Origin of the sequence: Gemmiger formicilis (assembly GCF_024462815.1) — a bacterium.
Classification (GTDB): domain Bacteria; phylum Bacillota; class Clostridia; order Oscillospirales; family Ruminococcaceae; genus Gemmiger.
This window is the reverse complement of the sequence record NZ_JANGCG010000006.1, coordinates 119488-142586: the sequence shown is the minus strand read 5'-3', so window position 1 is coordinate 142586 and position 23099 is coordinate 119488. Positions and strand designations below refer to the sequence as shown.

The following is a 23099-nucleotide window of genomic DNA, read 5'->3' as shown; positions in this document are numbered from 1 at the left end:
AGATTTTGTAGGGGCGAGCATCGCTCGCCCGCAGGCCGGCACCAGACACTGCCCCCTGCAAATTACCTCACAGCGGTATGTCAATCTCATCCGCCAGCGCGAAGCTGTAAATCGTCAGCTTTGTCACCGGCACGCTCAGCCGCTGGGCAAAGGCGCGGCGGTAGAGCCGCAGCTGGGCGGCGTACTCATCCACGTAAAACTGCGCGTCACGGCTGCGGTCGGTCTTGTAGTCGAGGATTTCCGCGTGCTCGTCGAACACCAGCACCAAATCCGCAATGCCCTGCACCAGCACCTCGGCTGCGGCGGCACTTCCCTGCCCAGCGGCGGGGGTGATTTCTGCGGCGGGTAGCGCCGTGATGAACGGCTCCTCGCGCAGAATCTGCTTAGCCAGCCGGATACGCCGCCAGACGGCGCTCTCAAAAAACGGCCGCACGGCGTCCAGATCCAGCTTGTCCGCCAGCGCCGGGTCAAGCAGCTGCAGCTCGGTCTGGCGGCGCACCTCGGCGGTAAGGTCGGGGGCCGGGCCGTCAAATGGCACGCTCTGCATAAAGGCATGGATGGCGGTACCGCGCTCGGCCCCGGTCATACCGCTTTTTTGCAGGAAAGCCGGGCGCTCCAGCGCCACGGGCCGCGCCGCGTGGACCACCGCACTGACACTGACCTTGGCGGGGACCTTTTCCAGCGCGGCACGCGGGCTCTGCCAGGCAAAGCTCGCCCGCAGGCGGGCTACCGCCGCCGGGTCTGCGGCGGGTGCGGGCGGCGCAGGTGGCTGCTCGGTCTGCTCGGGCAGGGGCAGCAGCCGGATGCCCAGTGCCACCTTTGTGGGGCGGTGGTGGGGCAGAAAGCTCGTGTAGTTCCACAGCACATCACTGTCCGGGTGCAGCATCGTGGCGGTCAGTATCCAGCCCGCCCAACTGCCCATGCTGCGCATAGCCTCCGGGCCGGTGGCCTCGGCGGCGGCGCAGACCGCGGGTGTTTTCAGCGAACTGGCGGTATTTTTCAGCGGCACCGTGATAATCAGCGCGTCCTGTGCGCGGGTCAGCGCCACATACAAAACGCGCATTTCCTCGCTCAGGGTCTCAGTGCGGATTGCCTGCGCCAGCGCCGCATAGGGCAGCGTCTTGAACCGTTTGGCAGCGCGGGGTGCGCGCAGCATAACGCCAACACCCAGACGGCTGTGGGTCAGCACCGGGCGAATGGCATCGCTCTGGTTGAACTTGTGGTCGGTGTCCGCCACAAAGACGACCGGGAACTCCAGCCCTTTGGAACGGTGCACCGTCATAATCGAGACACAGCCCGGCCGGGTCTGGCCGCCCGCGCTCTGGTTCAGTCCACCGTTGGCCGCGGCGGCGTCCATAGCGCGGATGAGTGCCGGCAGTCCCGCACGCCCCGCGCCAGAGGCCCACGCCGTGAAGCTGAGCAAATCCTCGCGGCAGCGCGCACCGTCCGGCAGGGCTCCCACCGCAGCCAGATACCCGGTGCGGGCCAGCAACTCCTCCAAGAGCTCTGCCACCGGCAGGGTGCGGGCCAGACGGCGGTACTCGGTCAGGGCCGCAATAAACTCCGCAAAGCGGTCTGCAGCATCGCCCAGCACAGCGCCGTACAGGCTGCCCTGCGGGCAGGCGCGGCGCAGGGCCACCAGATCATCGGCCGTATAGGGGAACAGCGGGCTGAGCAGCACCGCCGCCAGCGGAATATCCTGCGCGGGATTGTCAATGACCCGCAGCAACGCCGCAAAGGGGCGGATGTGCGGCTCGTCCAAGAGGTCTGCCGCGGAATCCGCAAACACCGGGATGCCCGCCGTGCGCAGCGCCCCCTCATAGGTGGGAAAGCCCTTGCGACCGCGCAGCAGAATACAGAAATCATCGTACCGGCAGGGACGCACGCCCTCCTTGCCGCGCACAGCGAAGCCGCTTTGCACCATTTCCGCAATGCGGCGGGCGATGTGCTGTGCCTCGGCCTCGGTGTCGGCACCGTCCATCACGTCAACCTCACACATTCCCTGATAGGCGGCGTTCTTGTCGCCGCCCACCACAAGGCGCTGGCCGTCCCCATAATCGACGCCGCCCAGACCCTTTGAGAAGAAGGTCTCAAACAGGTAGTTGATGCCCGCAATCACGCCGGGCGCACTGCGAAAGTTGGCATCCAGCGCGAGGGTTGCCGGGGCAGGTGCGGGCTGCGGGTGGGGCTTCCACTGCTGCTGCTTGCCCACAAAGATGCTGGGGTCCGCAAGGCGGAAGCGATAGATGCTCTGCTTGATATCACCGACAAAAAAGAGGTTGTCCGCCTCGGGCCGGGCCAGCGCAAAATAGATGGCGTCCTGCAGGGCGTTCGTGTCCTGATACTCGTCCACCAGCACGGCCCTGTAGCGGCTGCTGACCGTGCGGCAAAGCGGCGTGCGCTCGTTGCGCTCGTCCAGCAGCAAGTCCAGCGTCAAGTGCTCATAATCGGCGTAGTCCAGCACCTTTTCGGCGCACTTGGCCGCAAAGCAGCTGTCGGCAAAGGTCTGGGCCGCCCGCACCAGCGCCGCCACAAGCGGTGCGGCGCGGCGGCGGTCGGCGGCAAACTCCTCCCCGGTGCAGAGCAGGGCATCCTTGCGCAGGCTTTCCAGCTGCTTTTTGGCGCGGTCGCGCAGCTCGGACGCGGCGGAGGCCGCCTGGTTGCTGTCCTTGCCGCCCTTGACAGCCCCGGCACGCCGCCAGCCGCCAAGCGCCAGCTCCAGCGCGTTCAGGCTGCCCTCCCAGTCCTTTTCGGCCAGACGGTAGCAGAGGTTCTCCACCCGGGCGGCATCGTCCTGCATCACGGCGGTGTAGGCGGCGTCCGCCTTCTCGTCCCGTGCGGCAATCGCAGCGCCGCTTTCCAGCAGCGTTTTGGCCCCCTGTGCGCGGGCCAGCGCAATGCCCAGCAGCTCCTGCCCCCACGGGGTGTCCTGCGGCAGGGCATCGGTCTGCCACATCTCGGCAAACGCCTTCAGCGAAGCCGCCGGGTGAGGCAAAGCGCGGGTGAAGTGGTACAAATCCAGAATGGCGTCCCCCGCCGTGTTGTCGGTGCGGCCCCGGTCATACAAATCCGCAAAGGCACGGAAATCCGGGTCGTTATAGGCTGTTTCCAGCGTGGCGGCCAGCGTTTCCTGCTCAATGCGGGCCAGATCAGCCTCCTCCGCCGTCTCAAAATCCGGTGGCACGTCCAGCATGGCAAAGTGCTGCTGGACAAAATGCAGGCAGAAAGCATCCACCGTGCCGATGGACGCCCGCTGCAAAAGCAGCTGCTGGCGGCGCAGGTTCCTGTCGCCGGGATGGGCGCGCACCTCCTGCGCAAGGCGGGTGGTAATATCCGCCCGCAGCTTGGCCGCCGCCGCGTTGGTAAAGGTCATAATCAGCAGGCTGTCGGCGTCCGCTGGGTGCTCCGGGTCGGTAATCAGGCCGACCACGCGCTCCACCAGCACGCGGGTCTTGCCGGAGCCCGCCGCCGCGGAAACCAGCAAACTGCCCCCGCGGGCCGTGATGGCCGCGGCCTGGGCGTCTGTAAATTTGATTTTGGGTTGTTCAGGCATGGTTACACCTCAAACGGGTCATCTTTCAGGTTGATTGTCCGCTCATGCTCACCATCGCGGTGGGCGCAGGCCGTGCGGAATTCACAGTAGGTGCAGGGGGATTTTGTGCCCACGCAGAGCGGCTCGGCGTCAATGCGCCCGCCGTACAGGTTTTTTGCCATATCAATCAGCAGACCATCCAGATGGTCGCGGATGCGGCCCAGCTTGGCCTCATCGGCCAGCGTGCTCTTGGCGTTTGTCACCCGGCCGGTCTTGGCGTTGAAATTCAGCGGCACAAACTCACCGGTGCCGCGGGTGTCCATCGCACGGTAGATGCTCTCATCATCCAGCAGCAGGCCATTCATCGGGTAGGTCGGCGCGGGGTCTGCGTCCTCGGTCAGTGTACGGCGCTCAACGCTCTCGGGTGCGGGGTCTGCCAGCAGATACTCCACCCCGGCCGCCGCCGCATGGGGGAACAGCGCCCCGCCGTTGCGTTCCAGCGTGAAAAGATAGAGCAGCATCTGGCAATCCAGCCCGCAGTAAACCTCCTTCAGCTTGAACTCCTTGCCGCCGGTCTTGTAGTCCACGACCCTCAGGTAGGTTTTGCCCGGCTTTTCCAGCGGCATGGCGTCCACGCGGTCCACCGTGCCCACAATCCGTATCGTGTGGCCCGCGCCGTCCTCCAGCTGCACCGGGTCAATATGGGGTGCATCGGAGTTGTCGGCATCGGGGCGGTCATCAATGCGCAGCTCAAACGCTACCGGCTGGAAGCCCGACTGCCGCAAGTCCCGCTGGATGAAGCCCAGCAGCCCCACCAAATTGCGGCGGATGCGGCCAATCAGGTATTCCATCCGCACGGTCATACCGGGCAGATTGTCAGCGACATACTCATCGACCAGCGCATTGACCAGCGTCTCCAGCTGTTCCGCATCAAGGTCCTTAAAGGCAGCTCCCTGCCGCCGCAGGGCGTTTTCCAGCACCCAGTGGGTCAGCGTGCCGCTGATGTTGGGGGCCAGCTCGGCCTTCTGGCGCGGCGCGGCCTTTAAAATGTACTGCAAGAAGTAGCCGAAGGGGCAGCTCTGGTATTTTTCAAACCGGGTGGGGCTGATGCGCAGCCCGCGGCCCAGCAGCTTTTCCAGCTCTGCGGTGTTTTCCACACGCTGCTTCTGCCCTGCAGTGTCGGCGGCGCGGCGCACGGCGGCATAGCCGGGGGCCAGCGCCGGGTCGGCGTCAAGCGCGGCGCGCACAGCGGCCCCCTCCCCCGCCTGCGCGGGGTTCTGGCTCATCGGGCCCAGCACGTCCAACGCGGCGGCGGGGCTTGCGGCCAGCTGCTCCGCCGTAGGCGTATAGGGCGGCACCTGTAAGTAATTCAGCACCGGGACCAGCGCGGCACTGGCGGGGGCGGTGTCCTCGGCATGGGCGGCGGTGGGCCAGCTCAGCCAGAGGTATTTCCGCGCCACGGTCAGTGCCTTGTAAAAGCAGATGCCCTCGCGCAGGACCTTGTTGGCAAAGCAATCGGGCAGTTCGGCACCCTGCTCCATCATCATATCGCGGTCGGCGTGGGTCAGCAGGCCCTGGTCGCCGGGCGTCTGGGGGAACTCTCCTTCCAGCAAGCCCACCACAAAGACGGCGTCTGTCTCCGGCAGGCGCATACGGCCCGCCGTGGTCACAATGACACTGTCGAGGCTCTGCGGGATATGCCCCATATCGGTTGTGCGCAGCAGCAGGGTGAAGAGCTCGGCATAGTCCGCGGGGGCAAATACCTCATCCCCCAGCAGGCGGGCCAGCTGGTCGAGCAAGCCCATAACCACGTTCCACTCGCGCAGAGCCTCGTCCGCATCGGGCAGACGGCCCTGTGCGCGCAGCTCCTCCGCCAGCCGGTCAAGGGTCTTTTCCGCGCCGAGCGACTCTAAAAACAGGTAAAGCTGCTTGGTCAGCGCGGCAGCGGGGGCCCCGCTGGCCTTGGGCACAAAGGCGGCAATGCGTTCCATAAGATAGGCGCGGGCGGCCTCGGCATCGGCAAGGGTCTGCTTATCCTGCTCGGTGTCGCGCCCGGCGTAGCCTGCAGCACTGCAGGTAAAGGGGGCACGCCAGTCGGCAGCGGTCAGCTGCCACGTGTAGGCGTAGTTTTCCAGCGCACACTGCTGGGCGTCCGGCAAATCCACCAGCCCGGTCTTGAGCAGGCGCAGAATACTGCGGCTGGACACACCGCGCAGCAAATCCAGCGCCGCGTGCACGGCGCGGGCGGGGGCGGTGTTTTCCGGCGTGGTGGCTTCATCGCAGAACAGTGGGATGCCCTGCAGGCGGAACTCATACCGCAGCGGGGCCAGATACTGCTCCGCATTGCGGCAGATGACCGCCATACGGCTGTAGGGGGTACCGGCGCGGGCGCGGACAGCAATCTCCGCCGCCACGGCCTTGGCTTCGGCCTGCCGGGATGCTGCTGCGTGGTAGGTGATGGCCGGGTGTGCGGGGTCCACGGTATGCTCCGGCGTGTAGGCCGGGTCGGCCAGCAGCAGGTTCAGCTCTGCCAGCGCGGGGGCGTCCGCGTGGCGGCGGTCGGCGGTCAGCACCGTGGTGTGGGTGGGGATGCCGCCCTCCTGCGCCATGCGTTTCAACGTATGTACAACATTTTTAGCACCGCTGAACAGCCCCATACCGCCGTCGGGGTCCTGCTCGCCGTCACAGCAAAGGCAGATGGTCACATCCGCCACCGGCAGCATGGCCGCCAGCAAAGCGCGCTTGGGCGCGTTGAAGGTGTCAAACTCGTCAATAAAGACCGCCCGCCCCGTAAAGAAGGCGGCGTCCAGACGCTCCGCCGCACGCTGCTGGCGGTCGCCGGGGTCCATCGCGCTCTGGGTCAGCATCCCCTCATAGGCGGCATAAATCAGCGCCAGCTCGTCCAGTTTTTCCCGGTCTGCGCCGGGGGTCTTGGCATAATCGGCCAGCATTTCCGGCGTGACACCGGCACTTTTCAGCTCGCTGATGGTCTGGGCCGCCTTCTCACAGAAGGCCGCACTGCGCCGCTGGCGGCTATAGTAGACCACCTTATCCAGCAGCGAGTCGGTAGCGCGGCGCAGCAGCAGGGCGCGCCCAGCCTCGGTCAGGGTGGGCACAGCCGCCCCGCCGTAGCGGCGCAGCAGCGCCTCGGACAGCGAGGTGAAAGAGTAGCTCTCCACATAGGCGGAAAGGCTGTCCCCCAGCGTGCGAAAGAGTACACCTTCCGTGGAGGAGGTAAACTGCTCCGGCACAATGAGGATGCTGCGCTCCCCGCGCTCGGCGCGTGCGCGCAGCGCGGCCAGCATCTGTTGCGATTTGCCCGACCCGGAGGGGCCAAGGATAAAATTCAGCATAGAAGCGTCCTTTCCGTTCGAATTCATTGGATGCGGGCGGCAAGCCCACGCACAAAGTCCACCGCCGCCAGCCGCACCGTAAACCGGCCGAACACCATGGCATTTTCCCCGGCGGTCGGGTAGTCGGCCTGTGCCCCGGCCACGCATAGCGCGGGATAGAGCACGCAGAACCAGTTGTGGCCCGCCGCCGCGCCCAGCTCGACGCGCAGGGCGGTATAGCGGCCGCCGGGCAGAGCAAAGCTGCCGTAATCCCGCGCTGCAAACTCGGCTTGCTCCAGCCGCAGCCGGGCGGTCTGGGCACTGTGGGCACGGTGCAGGGCGGCGTTGGCGGCAGCCTGCAAGGCGGGCAGGGCCTGCCGCAGGGCCGCAGCGGCCTCCTCCGGGCTGGACGCCGCGCAGACCGCGGGCGGCAGGGCATCCAGCACGGCATCCCGCACCTGTAATTTCAGGAGCTGATCCTCCCATGTATCGCTGTTGGCCAGCACGTGCAGCCTCAGCGTGTCAGCGCGCACGCGGGCGGCGGTGCGCTGCCAGCCGGTCAGCGCGGTAAGTACAACGGTCAATGCCAGGCCCAGACCAAAGCCCCATTCCAGCACGCGGCGGGTGTGGTTCATCATAACAGTTCTCCCCTTTCCACCGGTATTGTGGGCAGAAAGGGGAGGCTTTAAACTTACTTCGTTGCTTTTGCGCCAAACACACGGCGCTGCGTTACGCGGGGGCCACCGTGGGTGGGCTTGCAGAGGTACACCTGACGGTAGCTCTTTTTCAGCTCGGCCACCGCGTTGCGGGCGGCGTTCTCCTCGGTAAAGATGCCGAACACCGCCGCACCGCTGCCGGTCATCTGGGCCATGGCCGCACCGTGTGCCCGCAGCGTTCGGCAGATGGCGGGCGTCTCCTCGGCGCCGGAGCAGTGCTCCAGCGCGTTGCCCGCCGCGGCGCAGACCCCGGCCAGATTGCATTGGCGGATGGCCTGTTCCTGTGCCTCGCAGTCGGGGTGAACCGGGCTGCCCATCGTGTCATACCGGGCAAAGGCCTCTGGGGTGGAGACGCCCACACTGGGCATAGCCACCACAAGCCAGCAGTCCGGGCAGGGCGGCAGGGCCTTCATCAAGTCCCCCACGCCGCGCACGCGGCAGGTGCCGCCCAGCAGCGCAAACGGCACGTCCGCGCCGATGCCCGCTCCAATCGCGCAGAGCTCGCTCATCGAGAGGTGCGCGCCGTACAGTTCATTCAGGCCGACCAGCACACCGGCGGCATCGGCACTGCCGCCCGCCATACCGGCACGCACCGGCACGCGCTTGTAAATGGTCATATTCACGCCCGCCAGCAGGCCGGTATAATCAAAAAAGGCCAGCGCCGCCTTGATGGCAGTGTTCTTATCATTGACCGGCACAAAGCTGCCGGGCAGCGTCAGCGACAGGTCATTACTGCGGCGCAGCGTGATTTTCTCATACAAATCAATCGTCTGCATAACCATATCAAGGTCATGGTAGCCGTTGGGCAGCGTGCCCACAACATCCAGCGAAAGATTCAGCTTGGCCGGTGCCAGCACCGTAACGGAACGGTATTGCATAAGGGGTCACTCTCCTGTTTTTACTTCTGTACCCAGCCGTGCTCGGTCAAAAATTCACGGATGCGCTTCATGGCCGTCTGCAGATGGTCCACGCTGTAGGCGTAGCTGATGCGGGCGTATCCCTCGCCGGAGGCACCGAAGGCCGAGCCGGGGATGATGGCGACCTCCTTCTCGCGCAGGAGCCTCTCGCAGAATTCCGCGCTGGTCAGGCCGCTAATCTGGATGGATGGGAACACGTAGAACGCACCCCGCGGCTCAAAGCAGGTCAGGCCCATATCGTTGAGGGCCTTCACCACGTAACGGCGGCGGCGGTTATACTCGTCGCGCATCATCTCAATCTGGTCGTCGCACTGGCGCAGAGCCGTGATGGCGGCGTACTGGCTGGTGGTGGGGGCCGACATAATGCAGCTCTGGTGAATCTTGGTCATCACCTTGATGATGGGCACCGGACCCGCGGCGTAGCCCAGCCGCCAGCCGGTCATGGCGTAGGACTTGGAGAAGCCGTTGACCACAATCGTGCGCTCCGCCATATCGGGCAGCGAGGCGATCGAAACGTGCCGGTCAAGGCCGTAGGTCAGCTCGGAGTAGATTTCATCGGACAGCACCAGAATGTTGTGCTCCCGCAGGACGGCGGCAATCTCCTCCATCTCGGCGGCGCTCATCACGGCGCCGGTGGGGTTGTTCGGGTAGGGGAAGATGACCAGCTTGGTGCGCGGGGTGATAGCCGCCCGCAGCTGGTCAGCCGTCAGGCGGAACTGATCCTCGGCCCGGGTGGCAATGTGCACCGGCACGCCGCCGGTCAGCTGGGTAATCGGCTCATAGCAGACAAAGCATGGCTCCGGGATGATGACCTCATCCCCGGGCTGCACCACCGCACGGATGGCAAGGTCGATGGCCTCGCTGCCGCCGACCGTGACAAGAATGTTTTCCTCTTTATAATGCAGCTCAAAGCGGCGCTGCAGGTAGCTGCAAATCTCGCCGCGCAGCTCCTTCAGGCCGGCGTTGGCCGTGTACTTGGTGCGGCCCAGCTCCAGGCTGCGGATGCCCGCATCGCGGACGCTCCACGGCGTTTTGAAGTCCGGCTCCCCCACGCCCAGTGAGATGCAGTGCGGCATATCCGCCGCCAGATCAAAGAACTTGCGGATGCCGGAGGGGCGCATGGCCTTGGCAGCAGGCGCAAGCAGTTCATCGTAATTCATCACAGGACGGTACACTCTCTTTCATCGGGTTCTTCGGGCAGATAGAGACGCCCGCCGCGCTTGTAGGGGCGCAGCACAAAGCTGGTGGCGGTGGAAAGCACATCGTCCAGCGGAGAGAGCCGCTTTGCCACAAAGATGGCGATTTCCTGGAAGGAGCGGCCCTTGATGATTACCTGTAAATCATAGCTGCCACTCATCAGCAGCACGGTGTCCACCTCGTCAAACTGCGCGATGGTCATACCGATATCGTCAAAGCCGCGGGCCTTGTGGGGGGTCACACGCAGCTCAATCACAGCCTCGACCTGATTGACCCCGGCCTGCTCCCAGTCCACCAGCGTCTCAAAGCCGCGGATATAGCCCTTCTCGGCGGCCTCGTCCATCATGGCGGCAATCTCCTCGGGCGTTTTGTCCAGCATGGCCGCAATGTCCTCAATCGGCATCCGGGCGTTCTTTTCAAGAATACGCAGCAGTTCTTCCATTATGTGCACACCTCTCTAAACTATATATGTAGCTATTATAGCATATCCGGGGGCGGATTGCATCCCTGTTTATGGGATTTTGTGTCCCCGGGGCACAAAAAAATGCCTGCCTCTGCACAGGGCAGAAGCAGGCACGTATAGACATTCAGGCTCAGCCGACGGCAGCCTCATCGGTGGGCTGCTCACCGTCCGTGGGCTGTTCACCCTCGGCAGGCGCGGCATCGCTGCCGTCCTCCGGCAGGGCCTCGCCCTCCGCAGACTGCTGCTCGGGCTGGGCGGCATCCGTGCCCAGCTCCTCATTTTGCAGGCTGTCCACGCTGGCGTCGGTGGGTGCGGGTGTCGGGGTAGCCTCCACCTGCATCTCACTGGTGCGCAGGGCCGTCAGATACCACTGGCGGTTCTCCCCGCGGGTAAAGACATAATCCATATACTTGGTCGGCTCGGTGGGTGCCGTCAGAGAGAGCTCGCCGGTCGCATTGTTGGAGGTGGTGGGCACGTAGCCGACCGTCACAATGCGCTGGCCGTCCTTGCGGGAAATTTTCTCCACCTGCGGGGTGTACAGCGCCACAGAGCTGGTGACCGGCACCAGATAGGCCTGCTTTTCCTCGTCATACTGGTAGACAAATTCCTCGGTGCTGAAGGTACCCTCGGTGATCTTGTAGTCAGGGCCCAGCAGATTGGAGATGTAGGTGTCAATCTCCAGCGCGGGAATCAGCGCCGAGCCGGTGTCGGGGTCGCGCTCATACTGGTCAAGGCTGCCGCCGCTGTTCTGCACCTGATAGACGGTGCCCCAGATGGCAGCCTGCTTGAACACGCCCTCGTCCACGGCGTTGACATCGTCAAAGGCCACCGGGTCCAGCATGACCATACCATACAGGCGGTCGCGGTATTTCAGGCGCAGGTCGCTGTCATCCAACGCCACACGCACCAGCCCGACAATCCAGCCCAGCACGGTGAACAGGCCGATAAACGCCAGCAGCAGGGCCGCCGCGCCTACCATCTGCCGTGCCAGACGGCGGCTATTGCGGATATGTTCTTCTTTGTAATTTGCCATTGTGGAAATGTTGCTCCTTTAGGGGAATTGGTTTGCGCGCAGATCACTTGTTTTTATACATCTGCTCGTAGTATTTCTGGTAATCGCCGCTGGTGACGTGGGCCATCCACTCGGGGTGGGCCAGATACCAGTCGATGGTCAGCACAATGCCCTTCTCAAACGGAGTCTCGGGGTACCAGCCCAGATCCTCCTTGATTTTGGTGGGGTCAATGCCGTAGCGGCGGTCATGGCCCAGACGGTCGGCCACGTGGGTAATCAGCTCCTCGCTGATGCCCTCGTCCTTCAGGCGGTCATGCAGCTGGGCAATGACGGTCTTGACGATGAAGATGTTGGGGCGCTCGTTGTGGCCGCCGACATTGTACACCTCGCCGTCCTTGCCCCCCTGGGCAACCATATCAATGGCCTTGCAGTGGTCCATAACGTATAGCCAGTCACGAATCTGCATACCATCGCCGTAAACCGGCAGGGTCTTGTGCTGTTTGGCGTTGTTGATGAGCAGCGGAATCAGCTTTTCGGGGAACTGGTAGGGGCCGTAGTTGTTGGAGCAGCGGGTGATGTTCATCGGCATACCGTAGGTATCGTGGAACGCCTTGACGAACATATCAGCGCTGGCCTTGGAGGCAGAATACGGGCTGTGCGGGCACAGCGGGGTGGTCTCCATGAAGTAGCCCTCGGCACCCAGTGCGCCGTAGACCTCATCGGTGGAAACCTGCAGGTATTTTTTGCCTTCCTTCCAGGTCTTGGCGGCGGCGTCATACCAAGCATCCTTGCAGCACTGCAGCAGGTTGACCGTGCCCAGGACATTGCTCTCGACAAAGATTTCGGGGTTCTTGATGCTGCGGTCCACGTGGCTCTCAGCGGCAAAGTTGATGACGTAGTCGGGGTCATACTTAGCAATCAGGTCGGTGACCAGCGCCTTGTCGCAGATATCGCCCTGCACAAAGATGTGGCGGGCGTCGTTCTCGATGTCCTGCAGATTCTCCAGGTTGCCGGCGTAGGTCAGCTTGTCGAGGTTAATCAGGCGGATATCCTCATACTTGTCCAGCATATAGTGGACGAAGTTAGAGCCGATGAAACCGGCGCAGCCGGTAACAAGATAGGTTTTCATAGATTAAAGTTCTCCATTCCAGTTTGCAAAATAATCCTTGAGGGCGTCCTGCCAGTCGCGCATTTCATCGCCGACCGTGCAGCGCAGCATACGGTTGTCCAGTGCGCTCCACGCCGGGCGGTTGGCGCTGGCCGGGTTCATGGCCGCGTACTGCTCGCTGGTCACAGGCTCAACCTTGCAGGCCAGCCCTGCGCCCTGCATAATAGCCGTGGCAAAGTCACACCAGCTGCAGATGCCGTTGCCGGTGCAGTGGTAGATGCCGTAGTCATGGCTGACCGCCAGCTTGAGGATGTGGTACGCCAGGTCAACCGCATTGGTCGGGTTGCCCAGCTGGTCATTGACCACGGTAATTTTATCATGGGTCTGGCCCAGGCGGATCATCGTCTTGACGAAGTTCTTGCCATAGTTGCTGTAGAGCCACGCCGTGCGCACAATGAAGTAGCGGCGGCAGAAGCGCTCGACATACTGCTCGCCCAGCAGCTTGGTCTGGCCGTAGGCAGAAATCGGCGCGGGCACGGCGCACTCGTCCAGCGGCACACCGCCGTTGGCCGTGCCGGGGAACACATAGTCGGTGGAAACGTGAATCAGCCGGGCACCGACCTTCTCACAGGCCAGCGCCAGATTGCGCGGCCCGATGGCGTTGACCTTAAAGGCCACGTCACGGTTGGTCTCGCAGCCGTCCACGTTGGTGAAGGCCGCGCAGTTGATAACGGTATCAGGCTGGTGGCGGCGGATATAGTTGATGGTAGCCTCACGGTCGGTAATGTCAAGCTCATCGACATCCACCGGGATGACCGTAGCCTTGCGCAGGCGCTCGGGCAGCGGGCCGAGGGCGCAGCCCTCGTCAGAAAGCTGCTTCTGCAGCTCGGTGCCCAGCTGACCGCGGCAGCCGGTAATCAGAATTTTCATGTCTACTCCCCTACTCTATCAGTATTGCAGCTTGTCGTCGGCGACATTCTTCAGATGCTGACCATAGGGGGATTTGCCATAGCGGGCGGCGCTCTCCAGCAGCTTCTCCTTGGTGATCCAGCCGTATTTGTAGGCGATTTCCTCGGGTGCGGAAATCTTGATGCCCTGGCGCTGCTCCACGGTCTGCACAAAGGTAGCAGCCTCGACCAGAGAATCCATCGTGCCGGTGTCCAGCCAGGCATAGCCGCGGCCGAGCAGCTGGACATCCAGCTTGCCCTCATCGAGGTACATCTGGTTCAGGGTGGTGATTTCCAGCTCGCCGCGGGCGCTGGGCTTGACCTGCTTGGCCATCTTTACGACCTCATTATTGTAGAAGTAAAGGCCGGTGACGGCGTAGTTGCTCTTGGGGTTGGCGGGCTTTTCCTCAATGTCGGTCGCGTGGCCGTCCTTGTCAAAGGCCACCACGCCGAAGCGCTCAGGGTCATTGACATAGTAGCCGAACACGGTGCTGCGGCCGGCGGCGGCGTTGGCGGCGGCGGTTTTCAGCCGCTTGGAGAAGCCTGCGCCGTAGAAGATGTTGTCGCCCAGAACCATGGCGCAGCAGTCATCGCCGATAAACTCCTCGCCCAGAATGAAGGCCTGTGCAAGGCCGTCCGGGCTGGGCTGCACCTTGTACTGCAGGTGCAGGCCATACTGGCTGCCGTCCCCCAGCAGTGCCTCAAAGCGCGGCGTGTCGGTGGGGGTAGAGATAATCAGAATGTCCTGGATGCCCGCCAGCATCAGCGTAGACAGTGGATAATAAATCATCGGCTTGTCATAGACGGGCAGCAGCTGCTTGGATGTGACCATCGTCAGCGGGTAAAGTCGGGTACCGGCACCGCCGGCAAGGATAATACCTTTCATCGTTACAACTCCTTTTACAATTATGGTGCAGTGCGCGCCGCCCATCCCATCGGGGCATAATCTCACACAATACGATTAAAGCTATTATACAGCATTTGCCCCCGCCACGCAAGGGGCAAATCTTGCCGGGTGCGGTGCATTTGTTGCGGGGCGCGCGTGCGGGTTTGTTGCCAATTTGTTACTATTTCTTTGTAAGTCCTTGACGGATACGCCGGACTGTGTTACAATACAGAAAGTATAAATCACGATGTAGTGTGTTTACATCGTTTTCGATAGAGTTCACATTCCCCAAAAAGACTGAAATTAAGGAGGCGTTTTCTCGATGAAACGCTTTTTTTGTGCGGCCTTTTTTGTCGCCATCGTTGTGTTGCTGGCAGCCTGCGGCGCGCTGAATTCCTCTGCCGCTACGGCACAGGCCACGGCCACCCCCACCAGTTCCACCTCCCGCACCCAGAAGAGTGATTCCACGGTCAAGGTCAACGAGACCGCCGCCAAGGTGGAAATTACCACTGCGCAGAACAGCGCCACCCCCACCGCCACGGCAGCCCCTGCCCCGGTTGAGACCCCGGCCACCGGGGATTTCCCTGTTATGTATCTGGTCGGCGTAATCGGATTGATTCTGATTTGCTCCGCCGGGCTTCTGATGCTGCGCAAAATCTGATTTTTCAACGCCCTGCGGGGCGTTTTTTGTTTTCACCACGTTTTAAGGAGGTCTGCCGCCGTGTCCAAGCATTACCGCCGCCTGCGCGGGGACAGCGCCTACTACCCCTTTGCCGCACGCACCGGCCTGCGTGCACGCCAGCGCCGCCGCGCACGGCTGCTGCGCTGTGCGGGTACGGCCGCGCTGGCCCTTGCCGCCGTGCTGCTGGTGCGCCAGAGCCTTTTCCGGGGCGGCCAGCCCGCCGCGCCCGTGGCCGTGCCCACTGTCTGCCCAACCGATGCGCCCGCACCCGCCCACGTGACCGTGCAGCCGCTGGCCGCAACACAGGACGCCCTGGCCGGGACCCAGCAGGCCGACAGCAGCGCCCATACCACGCCGGAGAGCGCCGCGCCGCCTTCCGCCAGCAAAACCGCCGCCGTGCTGCCCCAGTACCGCGCCCTGTACGCCGAGAACCCCGACCTCATCGGCTGGCTGCGGATAGACGGCACTGACATTGACCTGCCGGTGGTGCAGACCCCCGGCGATAACGAATACTATCTGCGCCGCGGTTTTGACCGCTTCTATGCGGTCGGCGGCACCCTTTTTCTGGACGAACGCTGCAGCACTGACCCGGACGCCCCCTCCGCCAACTGGCTTATCTACGGCCACAATATGCGCGATGGCTCGATGTTCGGCCAGTTGACCCGCTACCGGGACGAGGCTTTTTACACCGCACACCCCACCTTCACCTTTGACACCCTCTATGAAACAGCCACGTGGCAGGTGGTGGCCGCCGTGAGCACCACCCTCGGCGCGGATGAGCTGCCCTATTACACGTTTTTTGACGCCGACAACAAGCTGGACTGGCAGCACCGTGTACAGGCCATCACCGGGAGCGCCCTCTATGACACCGGCATAACGCCGGAGTACGGCACGCAGCTGCTGACTCTTTCCACCTGCGGCGACACCCGCCCCGGCACCGAGGCCCGCTTTGCCCTGCTGGCCATGCGGGTAGAGTAACTGCCCGCGCAAATTTTGCCCTTGCATTTTCGGTGCGAATCGGCTATTATGATGCTTGACCTATTTTATTTATAAAAGGAGCCTGTAATCATGGCAGAATTCACCTATGAAGTCACCGAACGCATCGCCGTTCTTTCCACCAACGCCCGCGGCTGGGAGCGTCAGCTGAATATGGTCAGCTGGAACGGCAACCCGCCGAAGTATGATATCCGCGACTGGTCCCCCGACGGCAGCCGTATGGCCAAGGGCATCAGCCTGACCGAGGAAGAGCTCAAGACGCTGAAGGGTATTCTGGACGAAATGGAGCTGTGAGGTTCATATGCAGGACTACCACGCCGAGTTTGTGGCGATTTACAACAAAAACATCACCCGTCCCGGTGCCGACCGCCTGCTGAACTGGCTGGAGACCACGGATTTCTTCACCGCCCCGGCCTCGACCCGCTTCCACGGCGCGTGTGAGTGCGGCCTTGTCATGCACAGTCTGAACGTCTACAACGCCATGATGCAGCATTTCTACACCGAAGGCGAAAACGCTGAGAGCTACGCCATCTGCGGCCTGCTGCACGACCTGTGCAAGGCAAACTTTTACAAGGTGGGCACCCGCAACGTCAAGAATGACGCCACCGGCCAGTGGGAGAAGGTTCCCTTCTATCAGGTAGCCGACCAGCTGCCCTACGGCCACGGTGAAAAAAGCGTCTACCTGATTGAGCATTTTATGCGGCTGAAAACCGCCGAGGCCATCGCCATCCGCTGGCATATGGGCGGCTTTGATGACGCCGTGCGCGGCGGCAGCTATGCCGTCAGCGACGCCTACAACAGTTACCCGCTTGCCGTCAAACTGCACATTGCTGACCTGACCGCCACCTATCTGATGGAGCAGGGCACCAGCGAGGTGGAGAACGGCCACCCCAAAGCCAAATAATCCGCACCCGGCACGCTTTTGCCGAAGGGCATTGTAACCGCACGATTTTTGTGGTATACTAGCCCTTTGGATAGGAGCGTGTTTTTTTATGGATACTAAACAGTCAAAGCGCAGTGCCTTTTCGGGCAAAATTGGATTTGTGCTGTCCGCCGCCGGGGCCTCCGTCGGGCTTGGCAACATCTGGCGTTTCCCCTACCTTGCCGCCAAATACGGCGGCGGTATTTTTCTGCTGGTCTACATTGTGCTGGCCGTAACTTTCGGCTACACAATGATTATGGCGGAAACCGCACTGGGCCGTATGACCCGCAAAAGCCCGGTCGGCGCGTTCGCGGCGTTCGGCAAAAAGGGCGGGCTGCGGTTCGGCGGCTGGATCAACGCCGTCATTCCCATTCTGATTGTGCCGTACTACTCGGTCATCGGCGGATGGGTCATCCGGTATCTGTCCGCCTATGTCAGCGGCCACGGCAGTGAGCTGGCGCAGGACGGCTATTTTGCTGATTTCATCTCCAACGGCTCGTCGGCGGAGGTATGCTTCCTCATCTTCACCGCCTTCACGCTGGCCATCATCTTTGCCGGGGTTCGCAACGGCGTGGAGCGCGTCTCCAAGCTGATGATGCCGGTGCTGGTGGTGCTGTCGGTTATCATTGCCGTCTACTCGGTCACACGCCCGGGCGCACTGGCCGGTGTAAAGTATTTCCTGATTCCCAACGTGTCCAACTTCTCCTGGATGACGGTGGTAGCCGCCATGGGCCAGATGTTCTACTCGCTGTCGATTGCAATGGGCATTCTGGTCACCTTCGGCTCGTATATGAAAAAGGATATCTCGATTGAGGAATCCACCGAGAACGTCGAAATTTTTGACACCGCGATTGCGATTATGGCCGGTCTGATGATTATCCCGGCGGTGTTTTCCTTCTCCGGCGGCGACCCGGACACCCTGCAGGCAGGCCCCTCGCTGATGTTCATCACGATTCCGAAGGTCTTTGAAAGCATGGCCTTCGGGCACGTTGTGGGCGTGCTGTTCTTCCTGCTGGTGCTTTTTGCTGCGGTCACAAGCTCCATTGCCCTGACCGAGAGCGCCGTCTCCACCTTTGAGGATGAGCTCGGCTGGCACCGCCAGAAGGCCACCGGCTGCATCGGCATTATCATGCTGGTGCTGGGCAGCCTGTCCGCGCTGGGCTACGGCCCGCTGGCCGGGGTGACGGTGTTCGGGATGCAGCTGCTTGACTTCTTTGATTTCCTGACGAACTCGGTCATGATGCCAATCGCGGCCATCGCCATCTGCCTGCTCGTCTCCCGCGTCATTGGGGTGGACAAGCTCGAGGAGGAGGTCACCGCCGACGGCAAGCCCTTCCGCCGGAAGAAGATTTTCCGGTTTATGATTCGCTACCTCTGCCCGGTGTTTGCCGCAATCATTCTTGTCAGCTCCGTTGCCAACGCGCTGGGCTGGATTGCGATGTGATTCACTTTTTATAAAGAAAGAGAGCTCCCGGCGGGACTGAACCGTGTCCCGCCGGGAGCTCTCTGCTTAGCTGGCGGTCAGGTCAACCGCCTCCGCCGGGGCTTGCATCAGCACCGTGATGCCCATGGCAAAATGCGGTGTCACCGCAAGAAAATGCAAGTTTTATCAGCAAATCCGCCGCTGCACTTGACAATCTGCCCCGGCGCGGGTATAATATAAAAGTTGAATACGCGCCGGTGTGTTGGAATTGGCAGACGAGACGGACTCAAAATCCGTTGGTGGTGACACCGTATGGGTTCGACCCCCATCACCGGCACTCCTTATACCTAAGCCTTTTAGCGGCTTAGGTATTTTTTGTGTGGCAGACAAGATTTCGTCTTGTCTGCCATTTTGTCTGCCACTTTTGCCCCAAATGGCAGACAAAACGGATTCAATCTCCGCTGGGCTTGTCGGTTCTCTCAAGCGATTTTTTGCTTGGGAGATTTCTTTTTTTTGGGGAGTCCGTTGAGATTGATTTTGCTGGCAATCATGTTCGCGGCTTCCATCTTGCTGTCCACGTCGATGTGGGCGTAAATATTGGCTGTGGTGGAAAAGCTGGAATGCCCCAGCCACATTTGTACCTCTTTCATTGTGACCTTGTTCTTGATAAGCAAGCTGGCGCAGGAGTGGCGAAGATCGTGATAGCGAATCGGGCGGAAACCGTTCTTCAAGAGCATTTCGCGGAAAACCCGTGTTACATAGTCCGGGGTCACAAGATGCCCCATATCGTCCACGCAGATGTAGTCCTTATACTCTTTGCAATAGCTGCCGCCGCAAAGTTTCATTTGCTGGTGCTGGCATTTTTGGGCTTTCAGTAAAGCCTGTTCAACTGCGGGAATCAGAGGCAAACTGCGGAAACTGGCCTTGTTTTTCGTCCGACACTTGGAAACATCCACTACTTTGCCGTCCACATTGATGCGTTCAAAGGTACGCGAAATTGTGATGATTTTTCGATCAAAGTCGATGGCCGACCATTGCAGACCGATTACCTCGCTGCGGCGCAATCCATAGAAAGCGGCAAGCATAACAGGAAGTTCCATCTTGGTATTCGCAAAAATGGGCAGGACCTCCATCAATTCATCCGCTGAATAATAGCTGGCAACATAGTTGTCCTTTTTGGGGCGTTCTACTTCGGCAGCAGGGTTATAGGGAATCAATTTGAGCTTTGCCGCGTCAGATAAAGCCTTGCGGATGTTGGCATGGTAATGGAGTACGGTGTTTCCGCTTACTCCGCGCTGGTTGATTTCATGTGTGTAGAACATTTCAATATCCAGCACTGTGATTTCGTTCAAACGTACTTTCCGTGCGGAAAAATACGGCGCAATCCACGATCTGACATTTTGGCAATAGCCGGAGTAAGTGACCTCTTCCCAACTTTTGCGTTTCCATTGCAACCAAAATTCAAGATAATTGGAGAACAGCATATTGGGATGTGGTGTATTCCAACTTTCCTCGGTATCTTCTGTGGCGGCTGCGGCGACGCGCTCTTTTACACCATGCACTTCTTCTCCGGCGCTGGCCGCGCGGATCATCGTCTGGAGCAGCGCCTTGGCCTTGGTTGCATTGCGGTCGGTGGACAACCCTGTACTCAGCGTTTTGCGGTTTCGCTTTCCTTTTTCATCTGTGGGCAGATTCAGAACGACATAATAGAATCCGTGTTTTTGCGTAAGATAGCCTGTTACTTTCGTTTTCATTGCGTTGCTCCTTTCCGACTATCTAACGGTATAGATGGCATCTATATGATAGCGGATATATGCCTTTTACTCCACACTGTCGGTTGTCGCATTGACAATGTTGCAATCTTCGGGTGTTTCGTTCTGCAAAAAGCGAATTACGTTTACCTTGGGGATGCGGTAACTACGCCCAATGCGAAACGCCTTGATTTTTCCTGCATTCAGCATACGATATGCCGTTTTCTTGCTCACGGGCCGCGAACCGCCCAGCATTTCGCAAAGCTGCGGTACGTCCACCACATCGGGATATTTGCGGAAAATTTCTCGTTTTCCAAGCGACTCTCCCATAGTCGTCAACTCCTCTCATAATAATTGCGGATTTGATTCCACAAGCATAGCGGCCACTTGTGGAAAACAAGTGACCGCCATAATCTGAAATCAAATTGTATGTCCTATTCGACACTACTCCCCGGACATACGAGGGCGAACCACCGACCCGGCTGCTGGAAACAGCTCCCGCTTCCTGTACCACATTGTTGGCAGTACCGCCGACGCCTTGAGAGCATCGCCACGGTGCGTATCATGATTGCTGACCCTTCGCTTGAGGTATGTGTTCCACGCCACCTCTCCCGCCTCTGGGGGCGCTCCACCGCCGTGAAAGCAGTATCATCGCGTCAGAGCCGGGACGCACCTGCCGAAGCGCTCCTTGGGTTGCGGCAGGGCCAGTTTTATGTAGCCGGTGATTCGGATATTCTGCTTTCAAGGTTCTCAAGGGGAGAGGGTCTTTTTTGTCCCTCTATATATATCATCGCAATTAAAAACCAAATCGTGCAAAAAATCAAAAAAATTTTATATTTTTTCAAGTCCCCCCCAAAAAGTCCCCAAAAGCTATCAAATTTTGCCATAATAAAGTTAAATATAGAATCAGCCTAAAAGAGAAAGTGGCCGCCGCACTGAATTGCGACAGCCACTTTTTTAGTTAAATTTTGAATGCGGATACAGCCCGCACAAATTCAAGAATCAAGGACTGATATAAATCTTCATCGAAGTGTCCTTGTATAATGCTGCACTTTTTCAGCAGAGGATCGTAGCGATTAAGTAATTTCTCCATTGCCTTTTCATTACCCTGCTGGGCCAGCAAAAGGGTGTTTTTGAACATTCCCATTTTATTTTTCCTCCATTGCTTTGCGAATTTTGTCACAGGCGCTGTCACGGCGGCGCCTGACCGTACTGGCATCAACTTTCAACTTAGCAGCCGTAGCCGTAACGGAAAGACGGTCAATGTACAAGGCTATCATAACCTCGCACTCTTTCAGTTCCAGTTTGGGCAAATATTTTCGAATAGCTTCCCACATCAGCTTGGATTCAATACTTTCCTCCAATGAATTACCTGAGCGCATGGATTGAGATTCAATATCCGAATCACAATCTTCAATCGAGCACTCATGTTCCTTAATCTTCATTAGTGCGCGGATATAATTTGCTCGCTGATTGTATACCACTCTTGTCAAATAGCTTGTAAGGCGCGCGGCTAATTCTGCATCCTCGCCGTAAATCCAATACTTATCGGCAATATTTTTCTTTGCCATCGTAAACCTCCTGAATTTTGAGTTTCATTGAATAGACCTCAAAACTCGGAGGGGCGCGGGCAGAAAACGGCGGTCCTCTGCCGCCAAAACGAAAAAGAAACAAAAAAATACGCCAGATGGTTATAAAAACCATCTGGCATACGAATAATATACGAAAAACTACGCGGCGAAGGGACTTTTGAAAGGACACAGTAGCGCTTGAAGTTTTCCCTGCCTTAATACGGCATGGCTCCGCCTACCGGAGCGTCAAGCACATCTGCCATGCAATACGCCTTTCAACTAAATATGTCCCACAAAAAGAAAAAGCCCGGCAAGCCAAAACTTGTCGGGCAGAAAGTGGATTTACTTTTCTTCCATCCAACCAAGGAATGTCTGCAATTTCTGTATGTCACCGTCATCGAGGTCTTGCAGTCGGTTAAAGATATTGATACGGTCGGTTTCATCCCCGGCACCGGTAAAGAATTCCTGCGGGGTTACGCCGAGGTATTCACAGATGCGCAGAAATTCGTGCATCGAGGGCATTGCCTTGCCGATTGAAATACTGCGCATATAGCTGCCGCTTTTGCCAAGGTCAAGGCTCATTTTATGTTCAGAAACGTGGAGGCGATGGCGCAGCTGCGTGATGCGCTTACGGACAAAATTCTCATATTCGGCTACCTGTAGCAAGCAGATACACCCTTTCCGATTTATACTATAATATGTAAATATTGTAATATAAATCGCGGTGGAGCGTTCAGCATTGATGTATCAGTTTTCGTGGGATTGCCAATATGTTGACGATTGAATACTTAATTTTGAAAAAAGTTTTTTCAGGCGCGGTGTTTCAAATGATAAGCAGCAGGTCGGGAAAGCGTAAAATATGGTCGATATGCGCAATCGCCTCGGCTAATGTATCAAAGCGCCCCTCGCACGGATCGGACACCTCAGTTAAGGCGGTGGGGTCTGCCGTAAGACCGTTTTCCTCCAGCCACGCATCAAACGCCTTGCGCATTGCTGCGGCGTTGGCGCGCTTATCCTCGTTGGTGACACGCTCATCAAGGTAGATAATGGCATCATATTTGTGGGCTGCGGTGTTATGGGTAATTTCAGCAAAGGTGAACCTGTCTATATAGGTATGGAATAAGAGTTCCACGCCCAACTTGCGCAGCTCGGTTTCCGCGCGCTGGCGTTCGGAAATTTGCGCTTTTTCGCCCAACGCAGTGCGCAGCTTCCGGAACAATTCATCCCCGTTTGCAGGATAGAACGCAGTACCCTTGGTGTCCCCGATTTCCTCAAAGCAGTATGCCTGCTGCGAGGGCGACAGCATCCCCTGTTCAGCCAGCTGTGTGGCATCGAGAAGGTCCTGCCGATAGGATTGCGATAACGACATTGCGAATTCCTTTTTCATAAACGATCACTCCTTGTTTATAATTGGTGAATCTAGTATGAATTATAGTTCTTATTCGTGTCGAAATCGCTCGAAAGCAAGGATACGAAGGGGAAAATTCATACAACAATCATCAAGAAGAAAAGGAGCAGTTTCCAACAAACATCCGGTGTCACGATATGCTAGTAATGGAAGAGGCAATGCGTTTAGAATAGTGACCGACAATATTTTGAACGTTACTTGTGGTTTTATGGAGAATCTGCTATAATATCTATGTA

The 23099-nt window shown here is 59.3% G+C and carries 21 protein-coding genes and 1 tRNA gene; 6 read left to right on the top strand and 16 right to left on the bottom strand.

The genetic code is table 11. The annotated features are described in order from the left end of the window. Positions 1-67: 67 nt before the first annotated feature. From NE623_RS07235 to rfbA, 10 genes are all read right to left on the bottom strand, one after another. Positions 68-3553 (bottom strand): UvrD-helicase domain-containing protein, encoded by a 3486-nt coding sequence (locus NE623_RS07235; RefSeq protein WP_256273033.1) that lies wholly within the window; start codon positions 3551-3553, stop codon positions 68-70. A 2-nt stretch (positions 3554-3555) separates the two neighbouring features. Further along, positions 3556-6885, bottom strand: a complete 3330-nt coding sequence (locus NE623_RS07230; protein WP_256273035.1) for a PD-(D/E)XK nuclease family protein — start codon at positions 6883-6885, stop codon at positions 3556-3558. Between the two features lie 23 nt (positions 6886-6908). Continuing rightward, positions 6909-7502, bottom strand: a complete 594-nt coding sequence (locus NE623_RS07225; RefSeq protein WP_256273036.1) for a stage II sporulation protein R — start codon at positions 7500-7502, stop codon at positions 6909-6911. 53 nt (positions 7503-7555) lie between these two features. After that, on the bottom strand, positions 7556-8458 hold the full coding sequence (ispE, locus tag NE623_RS07220; protein ID WP_256273037.1) for a 4-(cytidine 5'-diphospho)-2-C-methyl-D-erythritol kinase: 903 nt from the start codon (positions 8456-8458) through the stop codon (positions 7556-7558). Between the two features lie 20 nt (positions 8459-8478). Next, positions 8479-9657 (bottom strand): pyridoxal phosphate-dependent aminotransferase, encoded by a 1179-nt coding sequence (locus NE623_RS07215; protein WP_256273039.1) that lies wholly within the window; start codon positions 9655-9657, stop codon positions 8479-8481. After that, complete coding sequence (locus tag NE623_RS07210) at positions 9657-10136, bottom strand: Lrp/AsnC family transcriptional regulator (RefSeq protein WP_256273041.1); 480 nt, start codon at positions 10134-10136, stop codon at positions 9657-9659. The genes NE623_RS07215 and NE623_RS07210 overlap by 1 nt, the downstream gene beginning before the upstream one ends. A gap of 151 nt (positions 10137-10287) precedes the next feature. Then, the gene (locus NE623_RS07205) at positions 10288-11190 is read right to left on the bottom strand and encodes a YgaP family membrane protein (protein ID WP_256273042.1); all 903 of its coding nucleotides are present in this window, start codon (positions 11188-11190) and stop codon (positions 10288-10290) included. Between the two features lie 43 nt (positions 11191-11233). Continuing rightward, complete coding sequence (rfbB, locus tag NE623_RS07200) at positions 11234-12298, bottom strand: dTDP-glucose 4,6-dehydratase (protein ID WP_256273043.1); 1065 nt, start codon at positions 12296-12298, stop codon at positions 11234-11236. A gap of 3 nt (positions 12299-12301) precedes the next feature. Continuing rightward, positions 12302-13207, bottom strand: a complete 906-nt coding sequence (gene rfbD, locus NE623_RS07195) for a dTDP-4-dehydrorhamnose reductase (RefSeq protein WP_256273044.1) — start codon at positions 13205-13207, stop codon at positions 12302-12304. A gap of 18 nt (positions 13208-13225) precedes the next feature. Continuing rightward, positions 13226-14110 (bottom strand): glucose-1-phosphate thymidylyltransferase RfbA, encoded by an 885-nt coding sequence (gene rfbA, locus NE623_RS07190; RefSeq protein ID WP_256273045.1) that lies wholly within the window; start codon positions 14108-14110, stop codon positions 13226-13228. A 322-nt stretch (positions 14111-14432) separates the two neighbouring features. On the opposite strand from rfbA, the gene NE623_RS07185 reads away from it, so the two are divergent. From NE623_RS07185 to NE623_RS07160, 6 genes are all read left to right on the top strand, one after another. Next, positions 14433-14771 (top strand): hypothetical protein, encoded by a 339-nt coding sequence (locus tag NE623_RS07185; protein ID WP_256273046.1) that lies wholly within the window; start codon positions 14433-14435, stop codon positions 14769-14771. A gap of 60 nt (positions 14772-14831) precedes the next feature. Next, positions 14832-15770, top strand: a complete 939-nt coding sequence (locus NE623_RS14880) for a class B sortase (protein WP_256273047.1) — start codon at positions 14832-14834, stop codon at positions 15768-15770. Positions 15771-15860: 90 nt separating this feature from the next. Next, the gene (locus NE623_RS07175; RefSeq protein WP_256273049.1) at positions 15861-16082 is read left to right on the top strand and encodes a YdbC family protein; all 222 of its coding nucleotides are present in this window, start codon (positions 15861-15863) and stop codon (positions 16080-16082) included. A gap of 7 nt (positions 16083-16089) precedes the next feature. Further along, on the top strand, positions 16090-16692 hold the full coding sequence (locus NE623_RS07170) for an HD domain-containing protein (protein WP_256273050.1): 603 nt from the start codon (positions 16090-16092) through the stop codon (positions 16690-16692). Between the two features lie 88 nt (positions 16693-16780). Continuing rightward, positions 16781-18154 carry a sodium-dependent transporter gene (locus NE623_RS07165; protein ID WP_256273051.1) on the top strand — a complete coding sequence of 458 codons (1374 nt, stop codon included), beginning with the start codon at positions 16781-16783 and terminating at the stop codon, positions 18152-18154. Positions 18155-18386: 232 nt separating this feature from the next. Further along, a tRNA-Leu gene (locus NE623_RS07160) sits at positions 18387-18470 on the top strand. Between the two features lie 142 nt (positions 18471-18612). On the opposite strand, the gene NE623_RS07155 is transcribed toward NE623_RS07160, so the two are convergent. The 6 genes from NE623_RS07155 to NE623_RS07130 all read right to left on the bottom strand — a co-directional run bounded on the left by NE623_RS07155 (position 18613) and on the right by NE623_RS07130 (position 22842). Beyond that, entirely contained in the window at positions 18613-19887 is a 1275-nt protein-coding gene (locus NE623_RS07155) for a tyrosine-type recombinase/integrase (protein ID WP_256273053.1), read from the bottom strand. A gap of 66 nt (positions 19888-19953) precedes the next feature. Continuing rightward, positions 19954-20214: a helix-turn-helix domain-containing protein gene (locus NE623_RS07150; protein WP_256273054.1), complete on the bottom strand. Its 261-nt coding sequence runs from the start codon at positions 20212-20214 to the stop codon at positions 19954-19956. A 631-nt stretch (positions 20215-20845) separates the two neighbouring features. Next, the gene (locus NE623_RS07145; RefSeq protein ID WP_159447014.1) at positions 20846-21031 is read right to left on the bottom strand and encodes a helix-turn-helix domain-containing protein; all 186 of its coding nucleotides are present in this window, start codon (positions 21029-21031) and stop codon (positions 20846-20848) included. A 1-nt stretch (position 21032) separates the two neighbouring features. Next, the gene (locus tag NE623_RS07140; protein WP_256273055.1) at positions 21033-21455 is read right to left on the bottom strand and encodes an RNA polymerase sigma factor; all 423 of its coding nucleotides are present in this window, start codon (positions 21453-21455) and stop codon (positions 21033-21035) included. Between the two features lie 342 nt (positions 21456-21797). Continuing rightward, positions 21798-22121 (bottom strand): helix-turn-helix domain-containing protein, encoded by a 324-nt coding sequence (locus tag NE623_RS07135; protein ID WP_177607751.1) that lies wholly within the window; start codon positions 22119-22121, stop codon positions 21798-21800. A gap of 157 nt (positions 22122-22278) precedes the next feature. Then, the gene (locus NE623_RS07130) at positions 22279-22842 is read right to left on the bottom strand and encodes a hypothetical protein (RefSeq protein ID WP_256273057.1); all 564 of its coding nucleotides are present in this window, start codon (positions 22840-22842) and stop codon (positions 22279-22281) included. Between the last annotated feature and the right edge of the window lie 257 nt (positions 22843-23099).

Excerpts from the sequence above, each read along its gene's own strand:
- NE623_RS07215 (WP_256273039.1), bottom strand. The coding sequence starts at position 9,657 with ATGAATTACGATGAACTGCTTGCGCCTGCTGCCAAGGCCATGCGCCCC.
- NE623_RS07155 (WP_256273053.1), bottom strand. The coding sequence starts at position 19,887 with ATGAAAACGAAAGTAACAGGCTATCTTACGCAAAAACACGGATTCTAT.
- rfbB (WP_256273043.1), bottom strand. The coding sequence starts at position 12,298 with ATGAAAACCTATCTTGTTACCGGCTGCGCCGGTTTCATCGGCTCTAAC.
- rfbD (WP_256273044.1), bottom strand. The coding sequence starts at position 13,207 with ATGAAAATTCTGATTACCGGCTGCCGCGGTCAGCTGGGCACCGAGCTG.
- NE623_RS07175 (WP_256273049.1), top strand. The coding sequence starts at position 15,861 with ATGGCAGAATTCACCTATGAAGTCACCGAACGCATCGCCGTTCTTTCC.
- NE623_RS07165 (WP_256273051.1), top strand. The coding sequence starts at position 16,781 with ATGGATACTAAACAGTCAAAGCGCAGTGCCTTTTCGGGCAAAATTGGA.
- rfbA (WP_256273045.1), bottom strand. The coding sequence starts at position 14,110 with ATGAAAGGTATTATCCTTGCCGGCGGTGCCGGTACCCGACTTTACCCG.
- NE623_RS07205 (WP_256273042.1), bottom strand. The coding sequence starts at position 11,190 with ATGGCAAATTACAAAGAAGAACATATCCGCAATAGCCGCCGTCTGGCA.
- NE623_RS07150 (WP_256273054.1), bottom strand. The coding sequence starts at position 20,214 with ATGGGAGAGTCGCTTGGAAAACGAGAAATTTTCCGCAAATATCCCGAT.
- NE623_RS07140 (WP_256273055.1), bottom strand. The coding sequence starts at position 21,455 with ATGGCAAAGAAAAATATTGCCGATAAGTATTGGATTTACGGCGAGGAT.
- NE623_RS07170 (WP_256273050.1), top strand. The coding sequence starts at position 16,090 with ATGCAGGACTACCACGCCGAGTTTGTGGCGATTTACAACAAAAACATC.
- ispE (WP_256273037.1), bottom strand. The coding sequence starts at position 8,458 with ATGCAATACCGTTCCGTTACGGTGCTGGCACCGGCCAAGCTGAATCTT.
- NE623_RS07185 (WP_256273046.1), top strand. The coding sequence starts at position 14,433 with ATGAAACGCTTTTTTTGTGCGGCCTTTTTTGTCGCCATCGTTGTGTTG.
- NE623_RS07235 (WP_256273033.1), bottom strand. The coding sequence starts at position 3,553 with ATGCCTGAACAACCCAAAATCAAATTTACAGACGCCCAGGCCGCGGCC.
- NE623_RS07130 (WP_256273057.1), bottom strand. The coding sequence starts at position 22,842 with ATGAAAAAGGAATTCGCAATGTCGTTATCGCAATCCTATCGGCAGGAC.
- NE623_RS07210 (WP_256273041.1), bottom strand. The coding sequence starts at position 10,136 with ATGGAAGAACTGCTGCGTATTCTTGAAAAGAACGCCCGGATGCCGATT.
- NE623_RS07225 (WP_256273036.1), bottom strand. The coding sequence starts at position 7,502 with ATGATGAACCACACCCGCCGCGTGCTGGAATGGGGCTTTGGTCTGGGC.
- NE623_RS07145 (WP_159447014.1), bottom strand. The coding sequence starts at position 21,031 with ATGGGAATGTTCAAAAACACCCTTTTGCTGGCCCAGCAGGGTAATGAA.
- NE623_RS07230 (WP_256273035.1), bottom strand. The coding sequence starts at position 6,885 with ATGCTGAATTTTATCCTTGGCCCCTCCGGGTCGGGCAAATCGCAACAG.